Annotated in this window: 20 protein-coding genes; 13 read left to right on the top strand and 7 right to left on the bottom strand. The window is 47.7% G+C overall.

Annotated features, from left to right (window positions below):
* The first annotated feature begins 135 nt into the window (after positions 1-135).
* Both QJR74_RS11200 and QJR74_RS11205 read left to right on the top strand, forming a co-directional pair.
* Positions 136-1,296 carry a pyridoxal phosphate-dependent aminotransferase gene (locus QJR74_RS11200; protein ID WP_304371938.1) on the top strand — a complete coding sequence of 387 codons (1,161 nt, stop codon included), beginning with the start codon at positions 136-138 and terminating at the stop codon, positions 1,294-1,296.
* Positions 1,284-2,069: an amidohydrolase gene (locus tag QJR74_RS11205; protein WP_304371939.1), complete on the top strand. Its 786-nt coding sequence runs from the start codon at positions 1,284-1,286 to the stop codon at positions 2,067-2,069. The genes QJR74_RS11200 and QJR74_RS11205 overlap by 13 nt, the downstream gene beginning before the upstream one ends.
* Here QJR74_RS11205 and uraH read toward each other — a convergent pair.
* From uraH to QJR74_RS11230, 5 genes are all read right to left on the bottom strand, one after another.
* Positions 2,049-2,384, bottom strand: coding sequence for a hydroxyisourate hydrolase (gene uraH, locus QJR74_RS11210; RefSeq protein ID WP_304371940.1), 336 nt, complete (start codon positions 2,382-2,384; stop codon positions 2,049-2,051). The two genes, QJR74_RS11205 and uraH, sit on opposite strands and share 21 nt — an antisense overlap.
* On the bottom strand, positions 2,381-2,878 hold the full coding sequence (gene uraD, locus QJR74_RS11215) for a 2-oxo-4-hydroxy-4-carboxy-5-ureidoimidazoline decarboxylase (protein ID WP_304374031.1): 498 nt from the start codon (positions 2,876-2,878) through the stop codon (positions 2,381-2,383). The genes uraH and uraD overlap by 4 nt, the downstream gene beginning before the upstream one ends.
* Positions 2,856-4,151, bottom strand: a complete 1,296-nt coding sequence (gene hpxK, locus QJR74_RS11220; protein ID WP_304371941.1) for an allantoate amidohydrolase — start codon at positions 4,149-4,151, stop codon at positions 2,856-2,858. Before hpxK ends, uraD begins: the two co-directional genes overlap by 23 nt.
* Positions 4,144-5,388: a pyridoxal-phosphate-dependent aminotransferase family protein gene (locus QJR74_RS11225; protein ID WP_304371942.1), complete on the bottom strand. Its 1,245-nt coding sequence runs from the start codon at positions 5,386-5,388 to the stop codon at positions 4,144-4,146. The genes hpxK and QJR74_RS11225 overlap by 8 nt, the downstream gene beginning before the upstream one ends.
* Before the next feature lie 164 nt (positions 5,389-5,552).
* On the bottom strand, positions 5,553-6,392 hold the full coding sequence (locus tag QJR74_RS11230; RefSeq protein ID WP_304371943.1) for a MurR/RpiR family transcriptional regulator: 840 nt from the start codon (positions 6,390-6,392) through the stop codon (positions 5,553-5,555).
* A 122-nt stretch (positions 6,393-6,514) separates the two neighbouring features.
* Between QJR74_RS11230 and QJR74_RS11235 the strand changes: the two genes are divergently transcribed.
* From QJR74_RS11235 to hpxZ, 4 genes are read left to right on the top strand one after another with little or no spacing between them, the layout of a single operon-like run.
* A complete protein-coding gene (locus QJR74_RS11235; protein WP_304371944.1) occupies positions 6,515-8,101 on the top strand; it encodes a gamma-glutamyltransferase family protein in 1,587 nt (528 codons plus the stop codon).
* Positions 8,102-8,110: 9 nt separating this feature from the next.
* Positions 8,111-8,296, top strand: a complete 186-nt coding sequence (gene hpxX, locus QJR74_RS11240; protein ID WP_304371945.1) for an oxalurate catabolism protein HpxX — start codon at positions 8,111-8,113, stop codon at positions 8,294-8,296.
* Positions 8,293-9,678 carry an AtzE family amidohydrolase gene (locus QJR74_RS11245; protein ID WP_304371946.1) on the top strand — a complete coding sequence of 462 codons (1,386 nt, stop codon included), beginning with the start codon at positions 8,293-8,295 and terminating at the stop codon, positions 9,676-9,678. Before hpxX ends, QJR74_RS11245 begins: the two co-directional genes overlap by 4 nt.
* Before the next feature lie 9 nt (positions 9,679-9,687).
* Positions 9,688-10,071 (top strand): oxalurate catabolism protein HpxZ, encoded by a 384-nt coding sequence (gene hpxZ / locus QJR74_RS11250; protein WP_304371947.1) that lies wholly within the window; start codon positions 9,688-9,690, stop codon positions 10,069-10,071.
* A 28-nt stretch (positions 10,072-10,099) separates the two neighbouring features.
* Here the strand turns inward: hpxZ and puuE are convergent, their stop codons facing one another.
* Complete coding sequence (gene puuE, locus QJR74_RS11255) at positions 10,100-11,050, bottom strand: allantoinase PuuE (RefSeq protein ID WP_304371948.1); 951 nt, start codon at positions 11,048-11,050, stop codon at positions 10,100-10,102.
* A 124-nt stretch (positions 11,051-11,174) separates the two neighbouring features.
* Here puuE and speG point away from each other — a divergent pair, with 124 nt between their 5' ends.
* Entirely contained in the window at positions 11,175-11,729 is a 555-nt protein-coding gene (gene speG, locus QJR74_RS11260) for a spermidine N1-acetyltransferase (protein ID WP_062812332.1), read from the top strand.
* Between the two features lie 37 nt (positions 11,730-11,766).
* On the opposite strand, the gene QJR74_RS11265 is transcribed toward speG, so the two are convergent.
* Positions 11,767-12,102: a DUF2002 family protein gene (locus tag QJR74_RS11265; protein WP_048914136.1), complete on the bottom strand. Its 336-nt coding sequence runs from the start codon at positions 12,100-12,102 to the stop codon at positions 11,767-11,769.
* A 146-nt stretch (positions 12,103-12,248) separates the two neighbouring features.
* On the opposite strand from QJR74_RS11265, the gene QJR74_RS11270 reads away from it, so the two are divergent.
* The 6 genes from QJR74_RS11270 to emrA all read left to right on the top strand — a co-directional run bounded on the left by QJR74_RS11270 (position 12,249) and on the right by emrA (position 18,191).
* Positions 12,249-12,563: a DUF883 family protein gene (locus tag QJR74_RS11270; RefSeq protein WP_241575287.1), complete on the top strand. Its 315-nt coding sequence runs from the start codon at positions 12,249-12,251 to the stop codon at positions 12,561-12,563.
* 334 nt (positions 12,564-12,897) lie between these two features.
* On the top strand, positions 12,898-14,091 hold the full coding sequence (proV, locus tag QJR74_RS11275; protein WP_304371949.1) for a glycine betaine/L-proline ABC transporter ATP-binding protein ProV: 1,194 nt from the start codon (positions 12,898-12,900) through the stop codon (positions 14,089-14,091).
* Complete coding sequence (proW, locus tag QJR74_RS11280) at positions 14,091-15,167, top strand: glycine betaine/L-proline ABC transporter permease ProW (RefSeq protein WP_304371950.1); 1,077 nt, start codon at positions 14,091-14,093, stop codon at positions 15,165-15,167. The genes proV and proW overlap by 1 nt, the downstream gene beginning before the upstream one ends.
* 9 nt (positions 15,168-15,176) lie before the next feature.
* Positions 15,177-16,154: a glycine betaine/L-proline ABC transporter substrate-binding protein ProX gene (gene proX, locus QJR74_RS11285; RefSeq protein ID WP_304371951.1), complete on the top strand. Its 978-nt coding sequence runs from the start codon at positions 15,177-15,179 to the stop codon at positions 16,152-16,154.
* 254 nt (positions 16,155-16,408) lie between these two features.
* Positions 16,409-16,933: a transcriptional repressor MprA gene (gene mprA, locus QJR74_RS11290; RefSeq protein ID WP_304371952.1), complete on the top strand. Its 525-nt coding sequence runs from the start codon at positions 16,409-16,411 to the stop codon at positions 16,931-16,933.
* An 88-nt stretch (positions 16,934-17,021) separates the two neighbouring features.
* Entirely contained in the window at positions 17,022-18,191 is a 1,170-nt protein-coding gene (gene emrA / locus QJR74_RS11295; protein ID WP_304371953.1) for a multidrug efflux MFS transporter periplasmic adaptor subunit EmrA, read from the top strand.
* Positions 18,192-18,193: the final 2 nt, after the last annotated feature.

The following is an 18,193-nucleotide window of genomic DNA, read 5'->3' on the forward strand; positions in this document are numbered from 1 at the left end:
TTGCGCTATTGATCCCAAACCGGTAAAAAAAATCGGAATCAAAGAGGTTTTAGACATCCAAACGTCCATATTGCTAAATATTTTGGCCCTGTTATAGTGGACTTCACTAGCTCTTTCTATGACGTTGAGGACTTTATGACTCGTTCAGCACCGGTTCCGGAAAGTAAACTTCCCGCCTTAGGCACCACTATTTTCACTACCATGAGCGCGCTGGCACAGCAGGTTGGTGCAATTAACCTTTCTCAGGGATTTCCTGATTTTAGTGGCCCAGATTACTTACAACAACGTCTAGCGTATCATGTCGCTAATGGCGCAAACCAATATGCGCCAATGTCTGGGGCGCTAGCTCTACGTGAGGCAATCGGTCAAAAAATCGCGCGGTGCTACGGAACTACAGTCGATAAAGAGACCGACATTACCGTGACAGCGGGCGCTACAGAGGCCTTATTTGCCAGTATTACTGCGTTAATCCGACCGGGTGACGAAGTCATCTGCTTCGAGCCTAGTTACGATAGTTACGCTCCTGCCGTACAATTAGCAGGAGGAATAATGAAACATATACCGCTAACGCCTCCCGATTTTGCGCCTGATTGGTCCAGCTTCTCTGCGGCAATTAGCGATAAAACCCGCTTAGTCATCATTAATACCCCGCACAATCCCACCGCGAGTGTTTGGAAAAAGCAGGATTTAGACGCGTTATGGGATGCCATTGCTGAACATCCCATATTTGTGTTAAGCGATGAGGTATATGAACATATTTGCTTCGAGCCGCAGGGGCATTTCAGCCTATTGCAACACCCTTTCTTACGGGAGCGAGGGGTGGTCGTGTCGTCATTTGGAAAAACCTACCATATGACAGGCTGGAAAGTTGGCTATTGTGTTGCCCCGCCTAGCCTGAGTCTCGAAATCCGTAAAATTCACCAATATTTAACGTTTTCAGTTCATACCCCTTCACAGCTCGCGTTAGCAGACATGCTGGAGCATGCACCTGAGCACGATGAGACGCTTCCGGCCTTTTATCAGCAACGCCGAGATTTTTTAATTAATGCCTTGCAAAACAGTCGGTTCACCTTACTACCTTGTCAAGGAACCTATTTTCTACTGCTCGATTATTCGGTCATTTCAGAGATGAACGATGTCGATTTTTGCCTCTATCTCACCAAAGAAGTTGGCGTTGCGGCGATTCCTCTTTCTGTTTTCTGTAAAGAGGCCTTCCCTCATCGCTTAATTAGGCTCTGTTTTGCCAAAGAAGAAGCGACATTACAGGCCGCGGCGGAGAGACTATGTCAGCTTTAATTGTCAGGGTATTACAACAACCTATCATTTGGATGGATGGCGAAGCTAATCTTCAACATTTCTCTCAGCTCATTGAACAATCCGCCCCCTGCGATCTATGGATTTTACCCGAAATGTTCACTACTGGGTTTGCCATGCAAGCTGCCACCCATTCTCTGAGTGAAACGCGAGTGCTTAGCTGGTTACGAGCACTCGCCCATAAGCATGACACCGCAATATGCGGTAGCGCAGCGATTCAGTTGACTGACGGAGCCGTAAATCGATTCTATTTTGTCACACCGCAGGGGCACACCTCTCACTACGATAAACGCCATCTTTTTCGGATGGCCAATGAACACCAGTACTATAAGCCTGGAACTCACCGCCAAATTATCGACTACCGTGGATGGCGTATACTGCCGCAAATTTGCTATGACCTCCGCTTTCCGGCCTTTTCGCGCACCATTAACAACGATTATGACTTAATGATCTATGTAGCCAGTTGGCCTGCCGCTCGTGCAAACCACTGGCAAGCCTTACTCTTAGCGCGGGCTATCGAAAACCAAAGTTGGGTCATTGGCTGTAATCGCGTAGGTGAGGATGAAAATGGGCTGTCGTACCGAGGGGATAGCCAAATCATTACGCCTGAGGGGGAAGTGGTCGCCTCTGCCTTACCTGGGGAGGCGACGGTGCTTTCAGCAACCATCGACCGTCAGCGGGTTATCGCTTATCGCCAAGCGTTTCCCGCTTGGCAGGATGCGGATAATTTTACCTTAACTCCCCCGGTAGGTTGACCAAGAATTCGGGGTGATAAGATAGGGAAGATGGAAGTGTTCGCCGGTCTGTGTAATGACAAAATCAATTTGTGCCGTGAGGTAAAGCGAAGGACGATTACTCTGTGCAAAATAGTCGCCAATTTCAGCGGTTAATCGATAGTGTCCTGGAACGATAGGCTCAGGCGTTAACGTTTTTAGTCGCCCATCGCTATCCGTCCTCCCTTCGGCAATCTGTTGCCATCCCTCGTTAGTGAGTTGGTCTAAGGAGATGGCGACATTACTTGCCGGTTTTCCCAGGGCGGTATCTAAAATATGCGTCGTAATCGTACTCATTGAATAGCCTCCTGCAGGCGTAGCGCCGTAATTTCACGAAGCTGTTCTACACTCGCCTCGATATCTTCTGCGTCACTAAACTGTAAACGTTGCTCGAGGGCTGCCAGAATATCTTGCGGCGAGCGACCTTTAGCGCGAATCAAAAAGACTCGTTGGAAACGTTGTTCATAAAGCAAGTTTCCCAACCGAATTGCCTCTTTACTCTGTTGGTCTGCGTCTTGAACCGCAGCTTGTTCGCTACGCGACGCCTGAGCCTCAGAACTCTCTCCCATAGGCCGTTCGCCAATACGAGGATGCGCCTTTAACGCCAAGATCAAGGCTTCTTTCCCCCACTCAGCGGTTAACTCGGTAGCGACTTTATGTAACGCTTCAATATCCGGGTAAGGTCGATGTGCCACCAGTTCAGTTTGCCACGTTTCTATCGCTACGCAATGAGCGATAGCCTGCTGTGCGCCTTGTGCGTCGCTTTCATTAAACTGCTTGAGAGAGATCATCAGTTTCATATTCTCGTAAGGGAGTGGCCGTTAATTGCACCGCATGGGTAAACGCTTGGATCCCTGCTGCAACATCTTGTACTGTGACAGCTTCGGCCGGATGATGGCTGATCCCTTTTTCACAGCGCACAAAAATCATGGCAACTGGCCACTGTGCGGCAATCGCAATCGCATCATGACCTGCACCACTTGATAATTGTGGCGCACTTCCTTGAACGGCGGTAACCGCTTGCGTACATGCGGCACGTAAGCGCGGATCACAGGTTGTCGCCGCGATATGATAAAACTCTTCAGCATCGAAGGTAATGCCACGTGCGGACGCAATATTCTGCGCTCGTGATAGCAATTGTTCTAAAAGCTGACTTAACGGGGTATCTTCGGGACCTCGAATATCTAAGGTTAATGAGACTTCACCTGGGATCACATTCACGGCCCCTGGTGAACAACTGATTTGCCCGACCGTTGCGACTAATCCGCCTGCCGCTTCAGCTGTCTCTTTTTCAATAGCCATAATCCATTCAGCTGCCGCGGCGAGCGCATCTTGTCGCTGTGACATTGGCACTGTGCCGGCATGTCCAGCAAGTCCAGTAAAGCGACAATTTAAACGATGCGCGCCATTTATCGCCGTCACCACACCGAGCGGTAGGTCTGCCACTTCTAAGCAAGGGCCTTGCTCGATATGGAGCTCTAAATAGGCAGCGATAGACTCTGGATCACGGGCTGCCTGCAATACGCTACGCGGATCGAGCTGTTGCGCGATCATCGCTTCTCGCACGCTGATTGACTTATCGTCCGTTTTATCAAGCCAATCATTCGGCCACTGCCCGGTTAACCCTTTACTACCAAGTAACGTAATCCCAAAACGGGTGCCTTCTTCATCCGCAAAGCCAACAATTTCGATAGCGTTAGCCAGACGGATATGCTGACGATGTAAAGCGCTCACCACTTCAATAGCCGTTAAAACACCCAGCGGACCATCATAACGCCCTGCATTACGGACTGAATCAAGATGTGAACCTAATAAGATAGCGGGAGCGCCTTCTGTTACGGCTTCGTACCGACCACAGATGTTGCCCACTTCATCTTGCCAGACTGACATCCCAGCCTCTTCCATCCATTGCTGAACTTGGCGATTCGCTTGGAAATGTTCATCAGAGAGATAAACGCGTGTCAGCGCTCCCGGCGTTTCACTGATAGCCGCTAACAGGTCACAACGCTGCATCACACGCTCGGCGGCACTATCCGCCAGCGCTTTTGGAATGAGATTAAGCATAGCAATCCACCGCTTGATAATGGTCCCAAGCGGCTTGAAGCGCCGCCCCCTGAATCGTCTTAAAGCCCACATGATTTAATACGGCTTCAAGCGCGGTAAGCGTTTGCATCACGCAGCTTTTCCGTGCGTTATAACCCATTGTACCGATTCGCCATACTTTACCGTGCAGCGGACCGAAAGAGGTGCCGATTTCAATCCCAAAATCATTAAGCATCAGATGACGGACTTCATCCCCCACCACGTCAGAAGGTATATAGACTCCTAACACATTATTCATCTTATGTTGAATGTCGCCGAAGACCTGTAACCCCATCGCTTGCACCCCTTTAAGCATGGCATCACCGTGGAGTTTATGACGCGCGATCCCTGCTTCCAGCCCTTCTTCTAAAATAAGGCGAGCAGCCTCATAAGCCCCAAATAAGGCACTGGTCGCTTCTGTATGGTGGTTCAGACGTTCTGGCCCCCAATAATCGAGCACCATACCGAGATCAAAATAATTCGAGTAGATCATCTCTTCAGCGCCTTGTTGGTGCTGAGCCGTGCGGATCCCTTCCTCGACACACTTGCGCTTACGGATCTCTTCAACGAGACGATCACTTAAGGTGATAGGGGAAGTGCCAGAGGGACCGCATAGACATTTTTGCATTCCCGCGGAAACGGCATCAATTCCCCAAGCGTCGGTCTCCAAGGCGTTACCTGCTAGCGAAGCGGTCGCATCGGTATAGAGTAATACCCCGTGACGACGGCAAATTTCCCCGAGTTGATCCAAGGGCTGCAGCATAGTGGTCGAGGTGTCGCCTTGCACTGTTAGCAGTAGACGAGGTTTTACTTTTTTAATCGCAGTTTCAATCTGTTCGGGACTAAACACTTCTCCCCAAGGGACTTCAATAGTGTGCACCTCAGCACGGCAGCGGCGGGCAATTTCACATAACAAGTGGCCAAAGCGACCAAATACCGGAACCAAGACTCTGTCGCCTGGACGAATGGTTGAAACGAGAATGGCTTCAATTCCGGCTCGTGATGTCCCATCAACCAGTAAAGTCCACTGGTTTTGGGTGGCAAATACGCCCCGATAGAGTGCCATAACCTGATTCATATAATTTGTCATCGCCGGATCATACTGACCGATAAGTTGACTCGACATTGCACGCAATACACGAGGATCGGCATTGATTGGGCCAGGCCCCATCAGTAAACGTGGTGGTGGATTGATTTGAGAAAAAGAAGAGATATCCATGTACGAGTCCTTGATGATTGAAACTAAAAATTCTTATAAGAGAATGCTGCAACAATTGTGCCAGACGGTATTGACGTAAAATGTTAGCTAACGCCCAGCTTTTCGATCGCTAAGGGATGGGCGCTATGCACCAAGATAATGCAGCGCACCCTTATAGTGCCCCATTATCGTTGCTCTAGCTCTTCGAGATGTTGATAGCTTTCGGCAATTTTATGAATACGTTGCCGTCCAGTCTCTAAGGTCGAATGCAGTAAAGAATTTGCCATTAAGGTGACAAAACTCATCGCCGCACTGTAACAATCAAAAGCAGAAACGCTTTCCAATGGTGTCGCAAATTGCCAAGTCGCCAATCCCTGTATATTCAATGCCTGCGGCTCCGAGAGCGTAATCACCGGAACCTGTTGACGTTGTAGCTGTTGGAGTAATTTTTTTATCAGTGCCGGGCGGCGTCTAAAGGCAATCACCACCACCACGTCCTGCGGGCCATAGTCCACCAGCTCTTCAGAAAGCGTCTGCCCAGGGGTCGGAAATAAACTGACTTGTGCTCTGGCTTGGATCAATTGTGCACGCAGATGTAACGCAACGGGATAGGCATTTCGATAACCCACGATTCCGACTTGCCGAGCTTGATTCAGGGCGCGAATCGCCGCTGAGAATTCCTGGGTATCAAGAAGCGTTGTCCAATGGAGCAGGTTCGCCATCTCCTGTTTGTAATGTCTAGCGAGCAAGGTATCGCCATGGACAATATCTCTCGGTTCCGTTAATGGCATGCCGCTTTGTCGTAATAGGCGCAGCTCCTCGTACATATCCTTATATTTTTCGTATCCGAGGCGTTTAAATAAACGACTCACCGTCGCTTTCGATACGCCGCTAACCCGTGCGAGCTCCGCACTGTTATAACTGATCAAATCATCAAAATGATCGACAACAAAATCTGCCACACGCTTCTCTTGTGGGGTCAGGCTCTCATAATGGCTTGCCAATCGCTGATTTAAAGGCGTCATCTTCACTCCTGTAACAAACATTTCACTGTATTAAGCAGGATTTAGACCACTCTGAAATTTTTTTTTCATCTCGGTATAAAATTTGCTTGGTCAATCTCTTTGCCATCTGTGGATAGACAATAATGATTCAAAGCAATTTAGCGCCAAACGGTATGGCGGTCACCCCCCATCACTTGGCAAGCAGCAGTGCGCTAACGATATTACGTCAAGGAGGCAATGCCATTGAGGCGATGGTCGCTGCTGCGGCAACGATTGCCGTCGTCTACCCTCATATGAATGGATTAGGTGGTGATGGATTTTGGTTAATCGTCCCACCCGAAGGGGAGCCTATCGCGATCGATGCGAGTGGTGCTGCGGGGTCATTGGCGACCGTGCAGCGCTATCACCCGCAAACCACCATCCCTTTCCGAGGTCCGCAGGCAGCGTTAACCGTCGCGGGGACAGTGAGTGGCTGGAAACTCGCGCTAGACTACGCCACACAGCACTTTGCTCACACCCTACCACTATCCACATTACTCGCTGACGCGATCCATTATGCTGAAAGCGGTATCCCTGTAACGGCCTCACAGGCACAGGCGACAAAGAGTAAAGCGGGAGAGCTAGCACACCTACCTGGGTTTAGTGACATTTACCTTCCTGAAAACCGCACGCCCATTGCGGGAGAGCGTTTACGTCAGCCTGATTTGGCCTGTAGCCTAAAAGTGCTCGCTGACGAGGGGCTTGATAGCTTCTATCGTGGAACACTCGGCAAGAAAATTGCCGCCGGCATGGCCCGGCTTGGTATGCCGATTACCGAACAAGATCTTCTCGACCATCAGGCACAGTACAAAACCCCGCTCAGCGTTAAACACTCCAGCGGAACACTTTATAATCTTGCGCCGCCTACACAAGGCCTAGTTTCACTGGCGATTCTCGGTATTCTTGATCGCTTTGATCTTGAACAATGCGACGAAATTCAGACTATCCACCGTATTGTCGAAGCCACAAAATTGGCATTTACGCTTCGTGACGAGCACATAACGGATCCCAAAGAGATCACCCTTGATCTACAACAACTGCTTAACACCTCTCATTTGGATACGTTGAGCCAGCAATTGAATACCGAGCAAGCCGCCCCGTGGGGTGAGCCCCTGCTGCCAGGTGATACCGTATGGATGGGGGTAACGGATAAAAATGGGTATTCGGTCTCGTTCATTCAAAGCATTTACCATGAATTTGGCAGTGGCGTAGTCATTCCAGAGACGGGCATTTTATGGCAAAACCGTGGTGCCGCCTTCAGCTTAGAAAGCAGTCATCCCCGCTGCCTCGCGCCAAAAAAGTACCCTTTCCACACCTTAAATCCTGCTGCGGCGAAACTGCATGATGGCCGAACCTTAGTGTATGGCTCGATGGGGGGAGATGGGCAACCCCAAACACAAGCGACACTTTTTACCCGTTATGTTCAACAGCAGCTACCACTGCAAGAGGCCATAAGTGCCCCACGTTGGTTGTTAGGCAGAACATGGGGTAATGCCTCTGATTCATTAAAACTCGAATCACGCTTTAGTGAAGAGACCTATCAAGGACTTAAAGCGTTAGGTCACCGTACAGAAAGACTCGAGGCTTGGAGTGAAGCGACGGGTCATGCTGGGGCAATTGTTCGCCATCCCAATGGGCTGGTGGAAGGTGCTAGCGATCCTCGCAGTAACGGTAGTGCTGCCGGTTATTAAGGAATTACAATGAATAAAACGATTGATTGGCCTAGTTATATTACCCAGATGAGCTTACTGCTCGACATACAACTCGATGAATCACGTCAAAATGAACTGGCTTTGCAACTCGCCCGTATTGCTGACATTGCTGCACCGCTGATGGCTTACCCACTCGATGAGCGTCAAGAAGTGGGAGGCGTCTGGAAACTATGAATCTTGCTTCTTTGACGATTAACGCGCTGCATCAACGTTGGGCCTCAAAACAGCTCAGCGCAGTTGATATCACCGAGCACTTTCTCACGGCGATTCAAGCCGCTAATCCAGCGTTGAATGCCTGGACAGCAATTACCGCCTCAAGGGCAAGGAAACATGCTGAAAAACTGGATAAACAACGAGATGCAGGCGACCTATTTGGGCCGCTAGCGGCTATCCCTTACGCCGTAAAAAATCTGTTCGATGTTAAAGATGAAGTGACCCTTGCTGGGGCTGAGTTATTTAGTCAGCGCCAAGCAGCCTTAGAAGATGCTTGGGCGATCCAACAACTCAATCAGTCGGGCGCTATCCTTACCGGTATGCTTAATATGGACGCTTATGCCTACGGATTTACTACCGAGAATAGTCACTATGGCGCATGCCGTAATCCGCTCGATACGACACGCATTGCGGGAGGTTCATCAGGCGGTTCCGCCGCCGCAGTGGCGGCGGGATTAGCGCATTTCTCATTAGGCACTGACACCAACGGGTCGATTCGTGTCCCCGCTTCCCTGTGTGGCGTGTTTGGCCTTAAGCCAACCTTTGGTCGCCTCTCGCGACGTGGTAGCCATCCGTTTGTCGCCAGCCTCGATCACATTGGCCCCCTCGCGCGTCATGTCGAGGATCTGGCATTGGTCTATGACCACTTACAAGGTCACGATCCCGCCGATCGTTTTCAGTCCACTCACCCAGTAAATCTGGTTTCAACACAGCTCGGACAACAAAAAAAGACGTTAAAAGTCGCAGTATTGGGCGGGTATTTTACACAGTGGGCAGATGATCAAGCCCGTGCCGTTACGGAGAAAGTCGCCCGTGCACTGGGTGCTGACCATGAAGTCGAACTCGTCGATGCTGAGCTGGCACGTTCCGCGGCTTTTTTACTGACCGCGAGCGAGGGAGGGAGCCATTATTTAAATGCATTACGTGAAATGCCAGAGCGCTTCGAAGCCAATTCGCGGGAACGCTTATTAGCAGGATGCATGCTTCCTGCCAGCTGGCCTATGCAAGCACAACGCTTTCGTGAACATTTCACACGTCAGGTATTGGCTCTGTTTGAGAAGTTCGATCTGTTAATTGCTCCCGCGACACCTTGCGCGGCAACAGTGATTGGACAACAATCGATCGAGATCCAAGGAAAATCCTTGCCCACAAAAGCCAGTATGGGAATGCTCGCGCAACCTTTTTCTTTTGTTGGACTCCCGGTATGTACCGCTCCCGTCCGGACGGATAACGGTTTGTCGATTGGTGTTCAGCTTATCGCTGCCCCTTATCAAGAATCGACGACCTTGGAAGCCGCTTGGCGACTCGAGCAAAACAACGTGACGTTACAACACACCTTTTAGGAAACATCGATGGCAGATATAACAATCAACCAACCCCATGTGCTGGCAGAAGTAGAACGTCAATTTAATCGCTACGAAATCGCCCTCACTACTAATGATACTGTTGTATTAGACGAACTATTTTGGCAAAGCCCCCATACAGTAAGGCTGGGAGCCGGTGAGAATCTCTATGGAATAGAAGAAATTCAGGCTTTTCGTGCAAGTCGTCCAGCCGCTAATTTGGACCGTAACCTCAGGAATACTGTTATCACGACCTATGGTGAAGAAATGGCGGTGTGTAGCACGGAATTCACGCGTGATAACACCACCAAAATTGGCCGCCAACAACAGACTTGGATAAAATTCCCCCAAGGATGGCGAATCGTCGCGGCCCACGTCAGTCTAATGAGCTAACAATAAACTCTCATTCATTGATATAAACTCAGGGTGCTGGGTGATGAGTTACCCAGTGCTCTGCAATCTGCTGGCGCGTACAGATCCATACATCTGGAAATTGTTGGATGTGATCAAGGAATCGTTGCAATGCGCGAAACTTACCCGGTCGTCCTAATAACCGACAGTGCATTCCTATCGATAACATTTTCGGCGATGTCTTACCTTCTTCGTAGAGAACGTCAAAACTATCACGTAAATAGGTATAAAACTGCTCAGCGGTGTTAAACCCTTGCGGAGTTGCAAAGCGCATATCGTTACATTCAAGCGTGTAAGGGATCACCAAATGAGAGTGCTGCTGCCCATCTTGCGTAGTCACGGGCATCCAGAAAGGCAGATCATCTCCGTAATAATCGCTGTCATACAGATAATCGCCACGCTCTACTAAGAGCTGGCGTGTATTGGGGCTATCTCTCCCGGTATACCAGCCCACTGGAGGTTTACCGAACAGTTCCGCTAGGACAGCTGTCGCTTTATCCATATGTTCAGCTTCTTGCTCTGGCGACATTGCTTGATAGTGGATCCAGCGCCAGCCATGGCTGACCACATCGTAGTTAGCTTCTCGAATCGCTTGAACTATTTCAGGGTGACGGGCCAGCGCCATCGCCACCCCAAATACGGTTAAGGGCAGCCCCCTGCGTTGAAATTCTTGATGTATCCGCCAAAATCCGGCACGCGAACCGTACTCGTAAAGAGAGTCCATCGACATGTGGCGATCAGGATAACTGGCAGCACCAATAATATCCGACAAGAATTGCTCAGAGCCTGCATCCCCATGTTCAACGTGATTTTCCGCACCTTCTTCATAATTGAGAACAAACTGCACGGCGACACGCGCTTTATTGGGCCACTCAACTTTTGGTGGTTGTCCTGCGTAACCGATCAAATCTCGCGAATACTCTTGTGCAAGAAGATCTTTGATAATCTCACTACCCTTCATCTACACTACTCCATGCATCAAAAAACGATATCGTGAAACAATTGTTGCAAAGCTTGTGCCAACTTCAGCTTGAAGAAACAATCGTTACGATATTCTTTTCGATTCTCTTTTAAAAGGACTCGTCATGACGATTAAACTCCGCCCTTTAGAACGTGAAGATCTTCGCTTTGTTCATCAACTGGATAATAATGCTACCGTTATGCGCTATTGGTTTGAAGAGCCTTATGAGGCCTTTGTCGAACTTTCAGACCTCTACGACAAACATATTCATGATCAGAGCGAACGACGTTTTGTTGTCGAGCATGAAGGTGAAAAGGCAGGATTGGTCGAGCTAGTAGAAATTAACCATATTCATCGACGAGCCGAGTTCCAAATTATTATCGCCCCGGATCATCAGGGCAAAGGATTAGCCAATAAAGCCACGCGTGCCGCAATGGAATACGGGTTTTCTGTGCTGAATCTCTATAAGCTCTATTTAATCGTCGATAAAGAAAACGAAAAAGCGATTCATATTTATTCAAAGTTAGGGTTTGAAACTGAAGGAATTTTGAAACAAGAGTTTTTTATTAATGGCACATACCGTGACACATTAAGAATGTGTATCTTCCAGCCGCAATATCTGGCAAAATTTCACAGCGGTAATGACAATCAGTCGTTATTACCGCCTACAGCTCAATAGCGATATAACTCGATATCGCTCAAATCATGCAGCTTCGTTAGCCAAACATGCTACATAGGTAGCGTTCTAAGGCGATACGCGAACTAAATCCATGAGGGATTCCATAATGCTCTTGATTGTCACTGGCAAGATAGAGCGGGAATTCTTTGTAGTGATCGCACGTTTTTAAATCAGAGGTTGGTTCTGCAAAATTCTGACTGCGCTCTTTCAAAGTAGGATGGATGACTAAAGCCGTTCTTCCTAAGCGAGCCTCACGATTCACATAAACATAGTGGTCGGCACGACGATAGCCGTACGTTTTTGGCGTCACCACGTCGACCTCAAATCCCGCTTTTTCTAATACCTTAGCCACTTCATCCGGTCGTAAATACATATAAAAACTCCTTAATTTTTTATCAGCGAACTTTATCCTAGCCCAACGAGCATGTAGTTCAGATCATTCGGAATTTTCTCTAAGATTATACAATTACCAAAAGCTGTCTATAATTATTAACACGAATTCAAATCTTGGAGAATATGATGGCTAAGAAATTACAACAATATGATTTACCAGAAGATAATGCCGACGTACAAGAATTAGCTGATTCACTAGAGGCCCTACTGAACTCTTATGGTGACGACGCTAAAGAAGGGTTCGATGAGGCACGCAGTAATGCTGAGCGCCTTTTAAAGAAAACGCGAGCGACCTTCAATGAAGGTAAGAAATCACTTAGAGAAAATTTATGTGACTCTGGCTGCCAAGCAACGCAATGGGTACAAGATAACCCGGCCTCAGCCTTAGGCGTTACCGCAGCCGTAGGTTTTGTATTTGGTCTGTTGCTGTCACGTAAATAGTCCATCTACTGACTAAGCTTTCCGCAAGAAGCCAGCGCACAGTCGCTGGTTTTTTTTATTTTTTTTCGCCAAAAATCTCCCTCGCCCCCGTTCATTTACTTAGCATGTTAATTATTAGCCACACATGCTTTGATAAAATTTATTAATTGAAAAGATTTCCCCTAACCGTTTGTCGCGCCTAGGAAAAATCCTACTCCAATGCATATATATGCAAAATAAATTGCATAAAAAGGTTGTTAATGCATTTCAGTATGATAGGTTTAGTTATCTAACCATAAGGGAATAATTGATAACTCAATGATTAAATAAATAATATCAGGAAATTACTGTAAACATGACAATAAAACTCCAAGTCAAAAATTTGCATAAAATTTTTGGGGGCAACCCTGAGCGCGCCTATAAGCTGCTCGAACAAGGTTACGACAAAGAAGGCATACTCGATAAAACCGGCTTATCAGTGGGAGTCAACAATGTTGACCTGACGATCAACGAAGGCGAGATCTTTGTGATTATGGGATTATCGGGTTCCGGTAAATCAACACTGGTCAGGTTGCTCAACCGTTTGATCACCCCTAGCCGTGGTCAAGTGTTGATCGACGGACAAGATATCGCCCAAGTTTCTGATAAAACACTGCGCGAAATTCGTCGTACAAAAATCAGTATGGTCTTCCAATCCTTTGCTCTGATGCCTCATATGACAGTACTTGAGAATACCGCTTTTGGTATGACCTTGGCTGGCGTTGAAAAATCACAGCGACTGAGTAAAGCATTAGAAGCCCTTCGCCAAGTTGGATTAGAAAAATACGCCTCTTCTTGGCCTGACCAGCTATCTGGTGGAATGCGGCAGCGTGTCGGCCTAGCCAGGGCGCTCGCCAACGACCCTGATATTTTGTTGATGGATGAGGCCTTTTCAGCTCTCGACCCGTTAATTCGTACAGAGATGCAGGATGAGCTGGTTAAACTTCAATCCAAACAGCAACGTACGATAGTCTTTATCTCCCACGACTTAGATGAGGCAATGCGTATTGGCGATCGTATTGCCATTATGCAGAACGGCCAAGTTGTTCAGGTCGGAACGCCTGATGAGATTCTTAACCAACCAGCTAATGCCTACGTAGAAACTTTCTTCCGCGGGGTCGATATCAGCCAGGTCTTTAGTGCAAAAGATATTGCAAAACCCGCCACCGGTTCGATTATTCATCGAGTCACAGGCTTAGGGCCCAAATCGGCGCTAAAATTATTGACTGATCAAGACCGGGATTATGGTTATGTACTGAATAAACAGCATTTTGCAGGGATAGTGACCGCTGAAAGCTTGCAGCGCGCAGCCAAGGAAAATCAGCCCCTCGAACAGGCCTATCTTTCTCATCTTTCACCGGTCGACGCATCAACCTCCTTAAGCGATCTCTTTACGCCGGTAGCTGATGCGCCTTGTGCTCTGCCAGTGGTCGATGAGACACAGCAATTCTTGGGAATCATTTCTAAAAGTACGCTATTGAAAGCATTAAATCGCGAGGCCGGTAACTAATGACTACGACCACTAACGATCCCTGGGCAACAAGCTCAGACACCTCTTCCAGCAACGACCCTTGGGGTGGAGCAAGTAATACTCCCACACCATCTTCTTCCTCCCAACAGGGCGATTGGTTGAACAGTGCCCCCGTAGAGCATCATGCGTTTTCAATAAGCGATCCCTTTCATTCAACTCTCATCCCGCTGGATCACTGGGTGACGGTGGGAATAAATGGTCTTGTTGAACACTGTCGTCCACTTTTTCAAGGAATACGAGTACCTGTCGACTATATTCTAAGTAGCTTTCAACAGTTACTCACCCATATTCCAGCACCTGCGGCAATTCTCCTTTTTGCCTGTATTGCATGGCAGTTAACCACGGCACGAATGGGGATAGGTACGTTCGTCGCACTCATTTTCATTGGCTGTATTGGGGTGTGGAACGACGCTATGATTACCTTAGCATTGGTCCTCACCTCGCTATTTTTCTGTGTCCTCATTGGGCTTCCACTCGGTATAGCCTTAGCACGCAGTGATCGTGCCGCAAAAATTGTGCGCCCTCTCTTAGATGCCATGCAGACAACCCCTGCTTTTGTCTATTTAGTGCCCATTGTGATGCTATTTGGTATCGGGAATGTCCCGGGAGTAGTCGTCACTATTATTTTTGCCGTGCCACCAATCATTCGCCTAACTATCCTCGGAATTAAGCAAGTCCCTGAAGATTTAATCGAGGCGAGCCAATCTTTTGGCGCCAGTCCACAACAAATGCTATTCAAAGTGCAACTTCCTATTGCTATGCCCTCTATTATGGCGGGGATCAACCAAACGCTTATGCTGGCACTTTCTATGGTCGTTATCGCATCAATGATCGCGGTAGGCGGGTTAGGACAAATGGTTTTACGGGGTATCGGTCGTCTTGATATGGGACAGGCTTCGATTGGCGGAATCGGTATCGTTATTCTCGCTATTATCCTCGATCGATTAACACAATCCTTCGGCGTCGATAAACGCCATCAGCGCCACCAGCGCTGGTATCAAACAGGCCCTATCGGTCTACTCACCACTCCTTTTCGTCGCACCATTCACCGTTGAGAACTGACTATGCGTAAATTACTTATAACCTCTGCTGCACTGACCCTATTAGCCAGTGTGAGCACTCAAGCTAGCGATCTTCCTGGACGAGGCAAGACGGTTAAACCCATTCAAAGTACAATCACCGAGGAAACCTTCCAAACCTTATTGGTGAGTCGAGCATTAGAAAAATTAGGTTATACCGTATCCGCCCCAGAAGAAGTTGACTACAACGTTGGCTACACTTCGATTGCTAAAGGGGATGCGACCTATATGGCGGTTAATTGGCAGCCACTACAAGAAAATATGTTCGATGCAGCAGGCGGCAATTCGGCCTTTTATCGGAAAGGACATTATGTCAGTGGCGCAGCTCAGGGCTATTTGATTGATAAAAAGACGGCCGATCAGTATCACATCACCAATATCGAACAGTTAAAGGATCCTAACATCGCAAAACTTTTTGATAGCAATGGCGACGGTCGTGCTGATCTGACTGGATGTACGCCTGGCTGGGGATGCGATACCGTAATTGCTTACCAAATGAAAGCTTATCAGCTTGAGCAAACGGTCTCTAATAACCAAGGGAACTATGCGGCAATGATGGCAGATACTATTACTCGCTTTAAACAAGGTAAGCCGATCCTCTATTACACCTGGACACCTTTCTGGGTCAGCGATGTACTCAAACCTGGTAAAGATGTCGTGTGGTTAGAGGTACCTTTCTCCGCCGACCCACAAAAGACCGATACCACATTGCCTAATGGTAAAAATTACGGTTTCCAAGTGAACAATATCAATATCATTGCTAATAAACAGTGGGCTGAAAAAAATCCTGCGGCAGCTAAACTCTTTGCTGAAATGAAGCTCCCGCTAGCGGATATTAATGCAGAGAATGCGGCAATGCGTGCAGGGCAAAGCTCGGAAGCAGATATCAATCGCCATGTTGATGGGTGGATTAAGAGCCACCAGGCCATATTTGATAACTGGGTAGCTAACGCTTTGCGTTAAAACATTAACTCTTCAAGGGCCTTTAGTGGCCCTTTTTATTATGCATCTTTTGCCCAACACCTTCTTTATAACTCGTCCATACTAGCGCGCGTGATAATACGACTAGATAATTAGCGTTATACTAATCATCTAAGTTATTTTATCGCTGGTAATCAGTTTCAATCTATGACAACTTTACCGGTTAAGTAATTATCCTTTGTCTGCGCATTGCGGTAACGGATTGTGAGTACATAGCTGTAAAAATGAGGTGTGACTTGGACAGTTCTTTCGAACCAATTGAAAAGATGTTATCGAATTTGTCGCTTCGCCACGACAATTACCCTGTACGCGTGGTGTTGTTGACACGTTTACATATGCATATTCAAACCAAGCTTCTAGAAAATCGTAATAAAATGCTGAAGGATCGTGGACTTAATGACACTATCTTCCATGCTCTATTAACCCTAGATGCTTGTGAAAACCAGAGTATTCAACCCTCCGAACTCAGCTCTGCATTAGGGTCTTCTCGCACCAATGCAACGCGTGTCGCCGATGAACTACAAAAACGTGGTTGGGTAGAACGCCGTGAAAGCGACAATGATCGCCGCTGCCTGCACCTGCATTTAACGGATGCTGGCTATGAATTTCTCTGCGAGATCCTCCCTCCTCAGTACGATAGTTTCCAAAAAATATGGGGTATCCTCTCTTCAGAAGAGCAAAATCAATTGGAATCTATTTACCGTAAATTACTCGACCACCTCGATACTTTTTCGCACAACTCGCCACCGAGCGCCGAATAAGAATAAAAACTAATTAATAATTTCAATTGATACACTTCACTGAGCTGAAGTGTTTTTTATATGTCGCCTTTATAGCAGGATTTACCTTATGAATTCCGTAGAGACTTCTTCTGCAGCAACGTCTACGCCATCGAGAAATAAACGCAAACCCCTTTTGATGCTGCTACTTATCACCTGCGTGATTGTCGCAATTGCTTATGCCCTATATTGGTTCTTAATTTTAAGTCACCAACAGGATACTGATGATGCCTATGTAGCCGGAAATCAGATACAAATATCGCCACAAGTTTCAGGAAGTGTTAGTAAAGTGTGGTTTGATAACACCGACTTGGTACATAAAGGCGATATCTTAGTTTCATTGGATAAAACCGATGCGAATCAAGCGCTAAATAAAGCTGAAACCGCTTTAGCTAGCAGTGTACGGCAAGTTCGCCAGTTGATGATTAATAATCGTCAATATCAAGCGAATATCGAGCTTAAGCGCACCGCACTTGCCCAGGCAGAAGCCGATTTAGCTCGGCGTGAACCCCTTGCGCAACGTCAATTGATTGGACGAGAAGAGTTACAACATGCGCGCGATACTGCGGCCAGCGCAAAAGCTTCTCTTGACGTTGCGATTCAGCAGCTTAATGCAAATCAGGCCATGATATTAAACACGCCGCTCGCCCAACAGCCTGTCATCCAGCAAAGTGCCGCCGAAGTTAGAGATGCTTGGCTAGCACTTCAACGTACCGATATTCGTAGTCCTATCGATGGCTATGTTTCTCGCCGTAGCGTACAAGTTGGCGCACAGATCACGCCAAGTAGTGCTCTGATGGTAGTGGTGCCTAGTCAAGAATTATGGGTAGATGCCAACTTTAAAGAGACCCAACTTGCTAAGGTGCGAATTGGCCAACCCGCTACGCTGACAGCAGATATCTATGGGGATGCTGTAACCTATCACGGTAAAGTCGTTGGCTTGGATATGGGAACGGGGAGTGCCTTCTCATTACTTCCCGCACAGAATGCCAGTGGGAACTGGATTAAAGTGGTACAACGTTTACCAGTACGCGTCTCCTTAGACCCTAAAGAACTCCAGCAACATCCGTTACGTATTGGACTCTCAACTCAGGTGACAATAGATGTGAGTAATACCTCAGGTCAGGCACTGGCCACGGTAATGCGTAAATCTCCGGCCTATGAAAGTAATGCATTAACCTTACAGTTGCAGCAGGCCGACCACATTATTCAGCGAATTATTACCGCAAATGCAGAGTAACT

The sequence above is a fragment of the Tatumella ptyseos genome (genome assembly GCF_030552895.1).
Lineage (GTDB): Bacteria > Pseudomonadota > Gammaproteobacteria > Enterobacterales > Enterobacteriaceae > Rosenbergiella > Rosenbergiella ptyseos_A.

Bases quoted from the DNA above. Each gene is read 5' to 3' on its own strand.
- QJR74_RS11200 (WP_304371938.1), top strand. From the start codon at position 136: ATGACTCGTTCAGCACCGGTTCCGGAAAGTAAACTTCCCGCCTTAGGC.
- QJR74_RS11205 (WP_304371939.1), top strand. From the start codon at position 1,284: ATGTCAGCTTTAATTGTCAGGGTATTACAACAACCTATCATTTGGATG.
- uraH (WP_304371940.1), bottom strand. From the start codon at position 2,384: ATGAGTACGATTACGACGCATATTTTAGATACCGCCCTGGGAAAACCG.
- uraD (WP_304374031.1), bottom strand. From the start codon at position 2,878: ATGATCTCTCTCAAGCAGTTTAATGAAAGCGACGCACAAGGCGCACAG.
- hpxK (WP_304371941.1), bottom strand. From the start codon at position 4,151: ATGCTTAATCTCATTCCAAAAGCGCTGGCGGATAGTGCCGCCGAGCGT.
- QJR74_RS11225 (WP_304371942.1), bottom strand. From the start codon at position 5,388: ATGGATATCTCTTCTTTTTCTCAAATCAATCCACCACCACGTTTACTG.
- QJR74_RS11230 (WP_304371943.1), bottom strand. From the start codon at position 6,392: ATGACGCCTTTAAATCAGCGATTGGCAAGCCATTATGAGAGCCTGACC.
- QJR74_RS11235 (WP_304371944.1), top strand. From the start codon at position 6,515: ATGATTCAAAGCAATTTAGCGCCAAACGGTATGGCGGTCACCCCCCAT.
- hpxX (WP_304371945.1), top strand. From the start codon at position 8,111: ATGAATAAAACGATTGATTGGCCTAGTTATATTACCCAGATGAGCTTA.
- QJR74_RS11245 (WP_304371946.1), top strand. From the start codon at position 8,293: ATGAATCTTGCTTCTTTGACGATTAACGCGCTGCATCAACGTTGGGCC.
- hpxZ (WP_304371947.1), top strand. From the start codon at position 9,688: ATGGCAGATATAACAATCAACCAACCCCATGTGCTGGCAGAAGTAGAA.
- puuE (WP_304371948.1), bottom strand. From the start codon at position 11,050: ATGAAGGGTAGTGAGATTATCAAAGATCTTCTTGCACAAGAGTATTCG.
- speG (WP_062812332.1), top strand. From the start codon at position 11,175: ATGACGATTAAACTCCGCCCTTTAGAACGTGAAGATCTTCGCTTTGTT.
- QJR74_RS11265 (WP_048914136.1), bottom strand. From the start codon at position 12,102: ATGTATTTACGACCGGATGAAGTGGCTAAGGTATTAGAAAAAGCGGGA.
- QJR74_RS11270 (WP_241575287.1), top strand. From the start codon at position 12,249: ATGGCTAAGAAATTACAACAATATGATTTACCAGAAGATAATGCCGAC.
- proV (WP_304371949.1), top strand. From the start codon at position 12,898: ATGACAATAAAACTCCAAGTCAAAAATTTGCATAAAATTTTTGGGGGC.
- proW (WP_304371950.1), top strand. From the start codon at position 14,091: ATGACTACGACCACTAACGATCCCTGGGCAACAAGCTCAGACACCTCT.
- proX (WP_304371951.1), top strand. From the start codon at position 15,177: ATGCGTAAATTACTTATAACCTCTGCTGCACTGACCCTATTAGCCAGT.
- emrA (WP_304371953.1), top strand. From the start codon at position 17,022: ATGAATTCCGTAGAGACTTCTTCTGCAGCAACGTCTACGCCATCGAGA.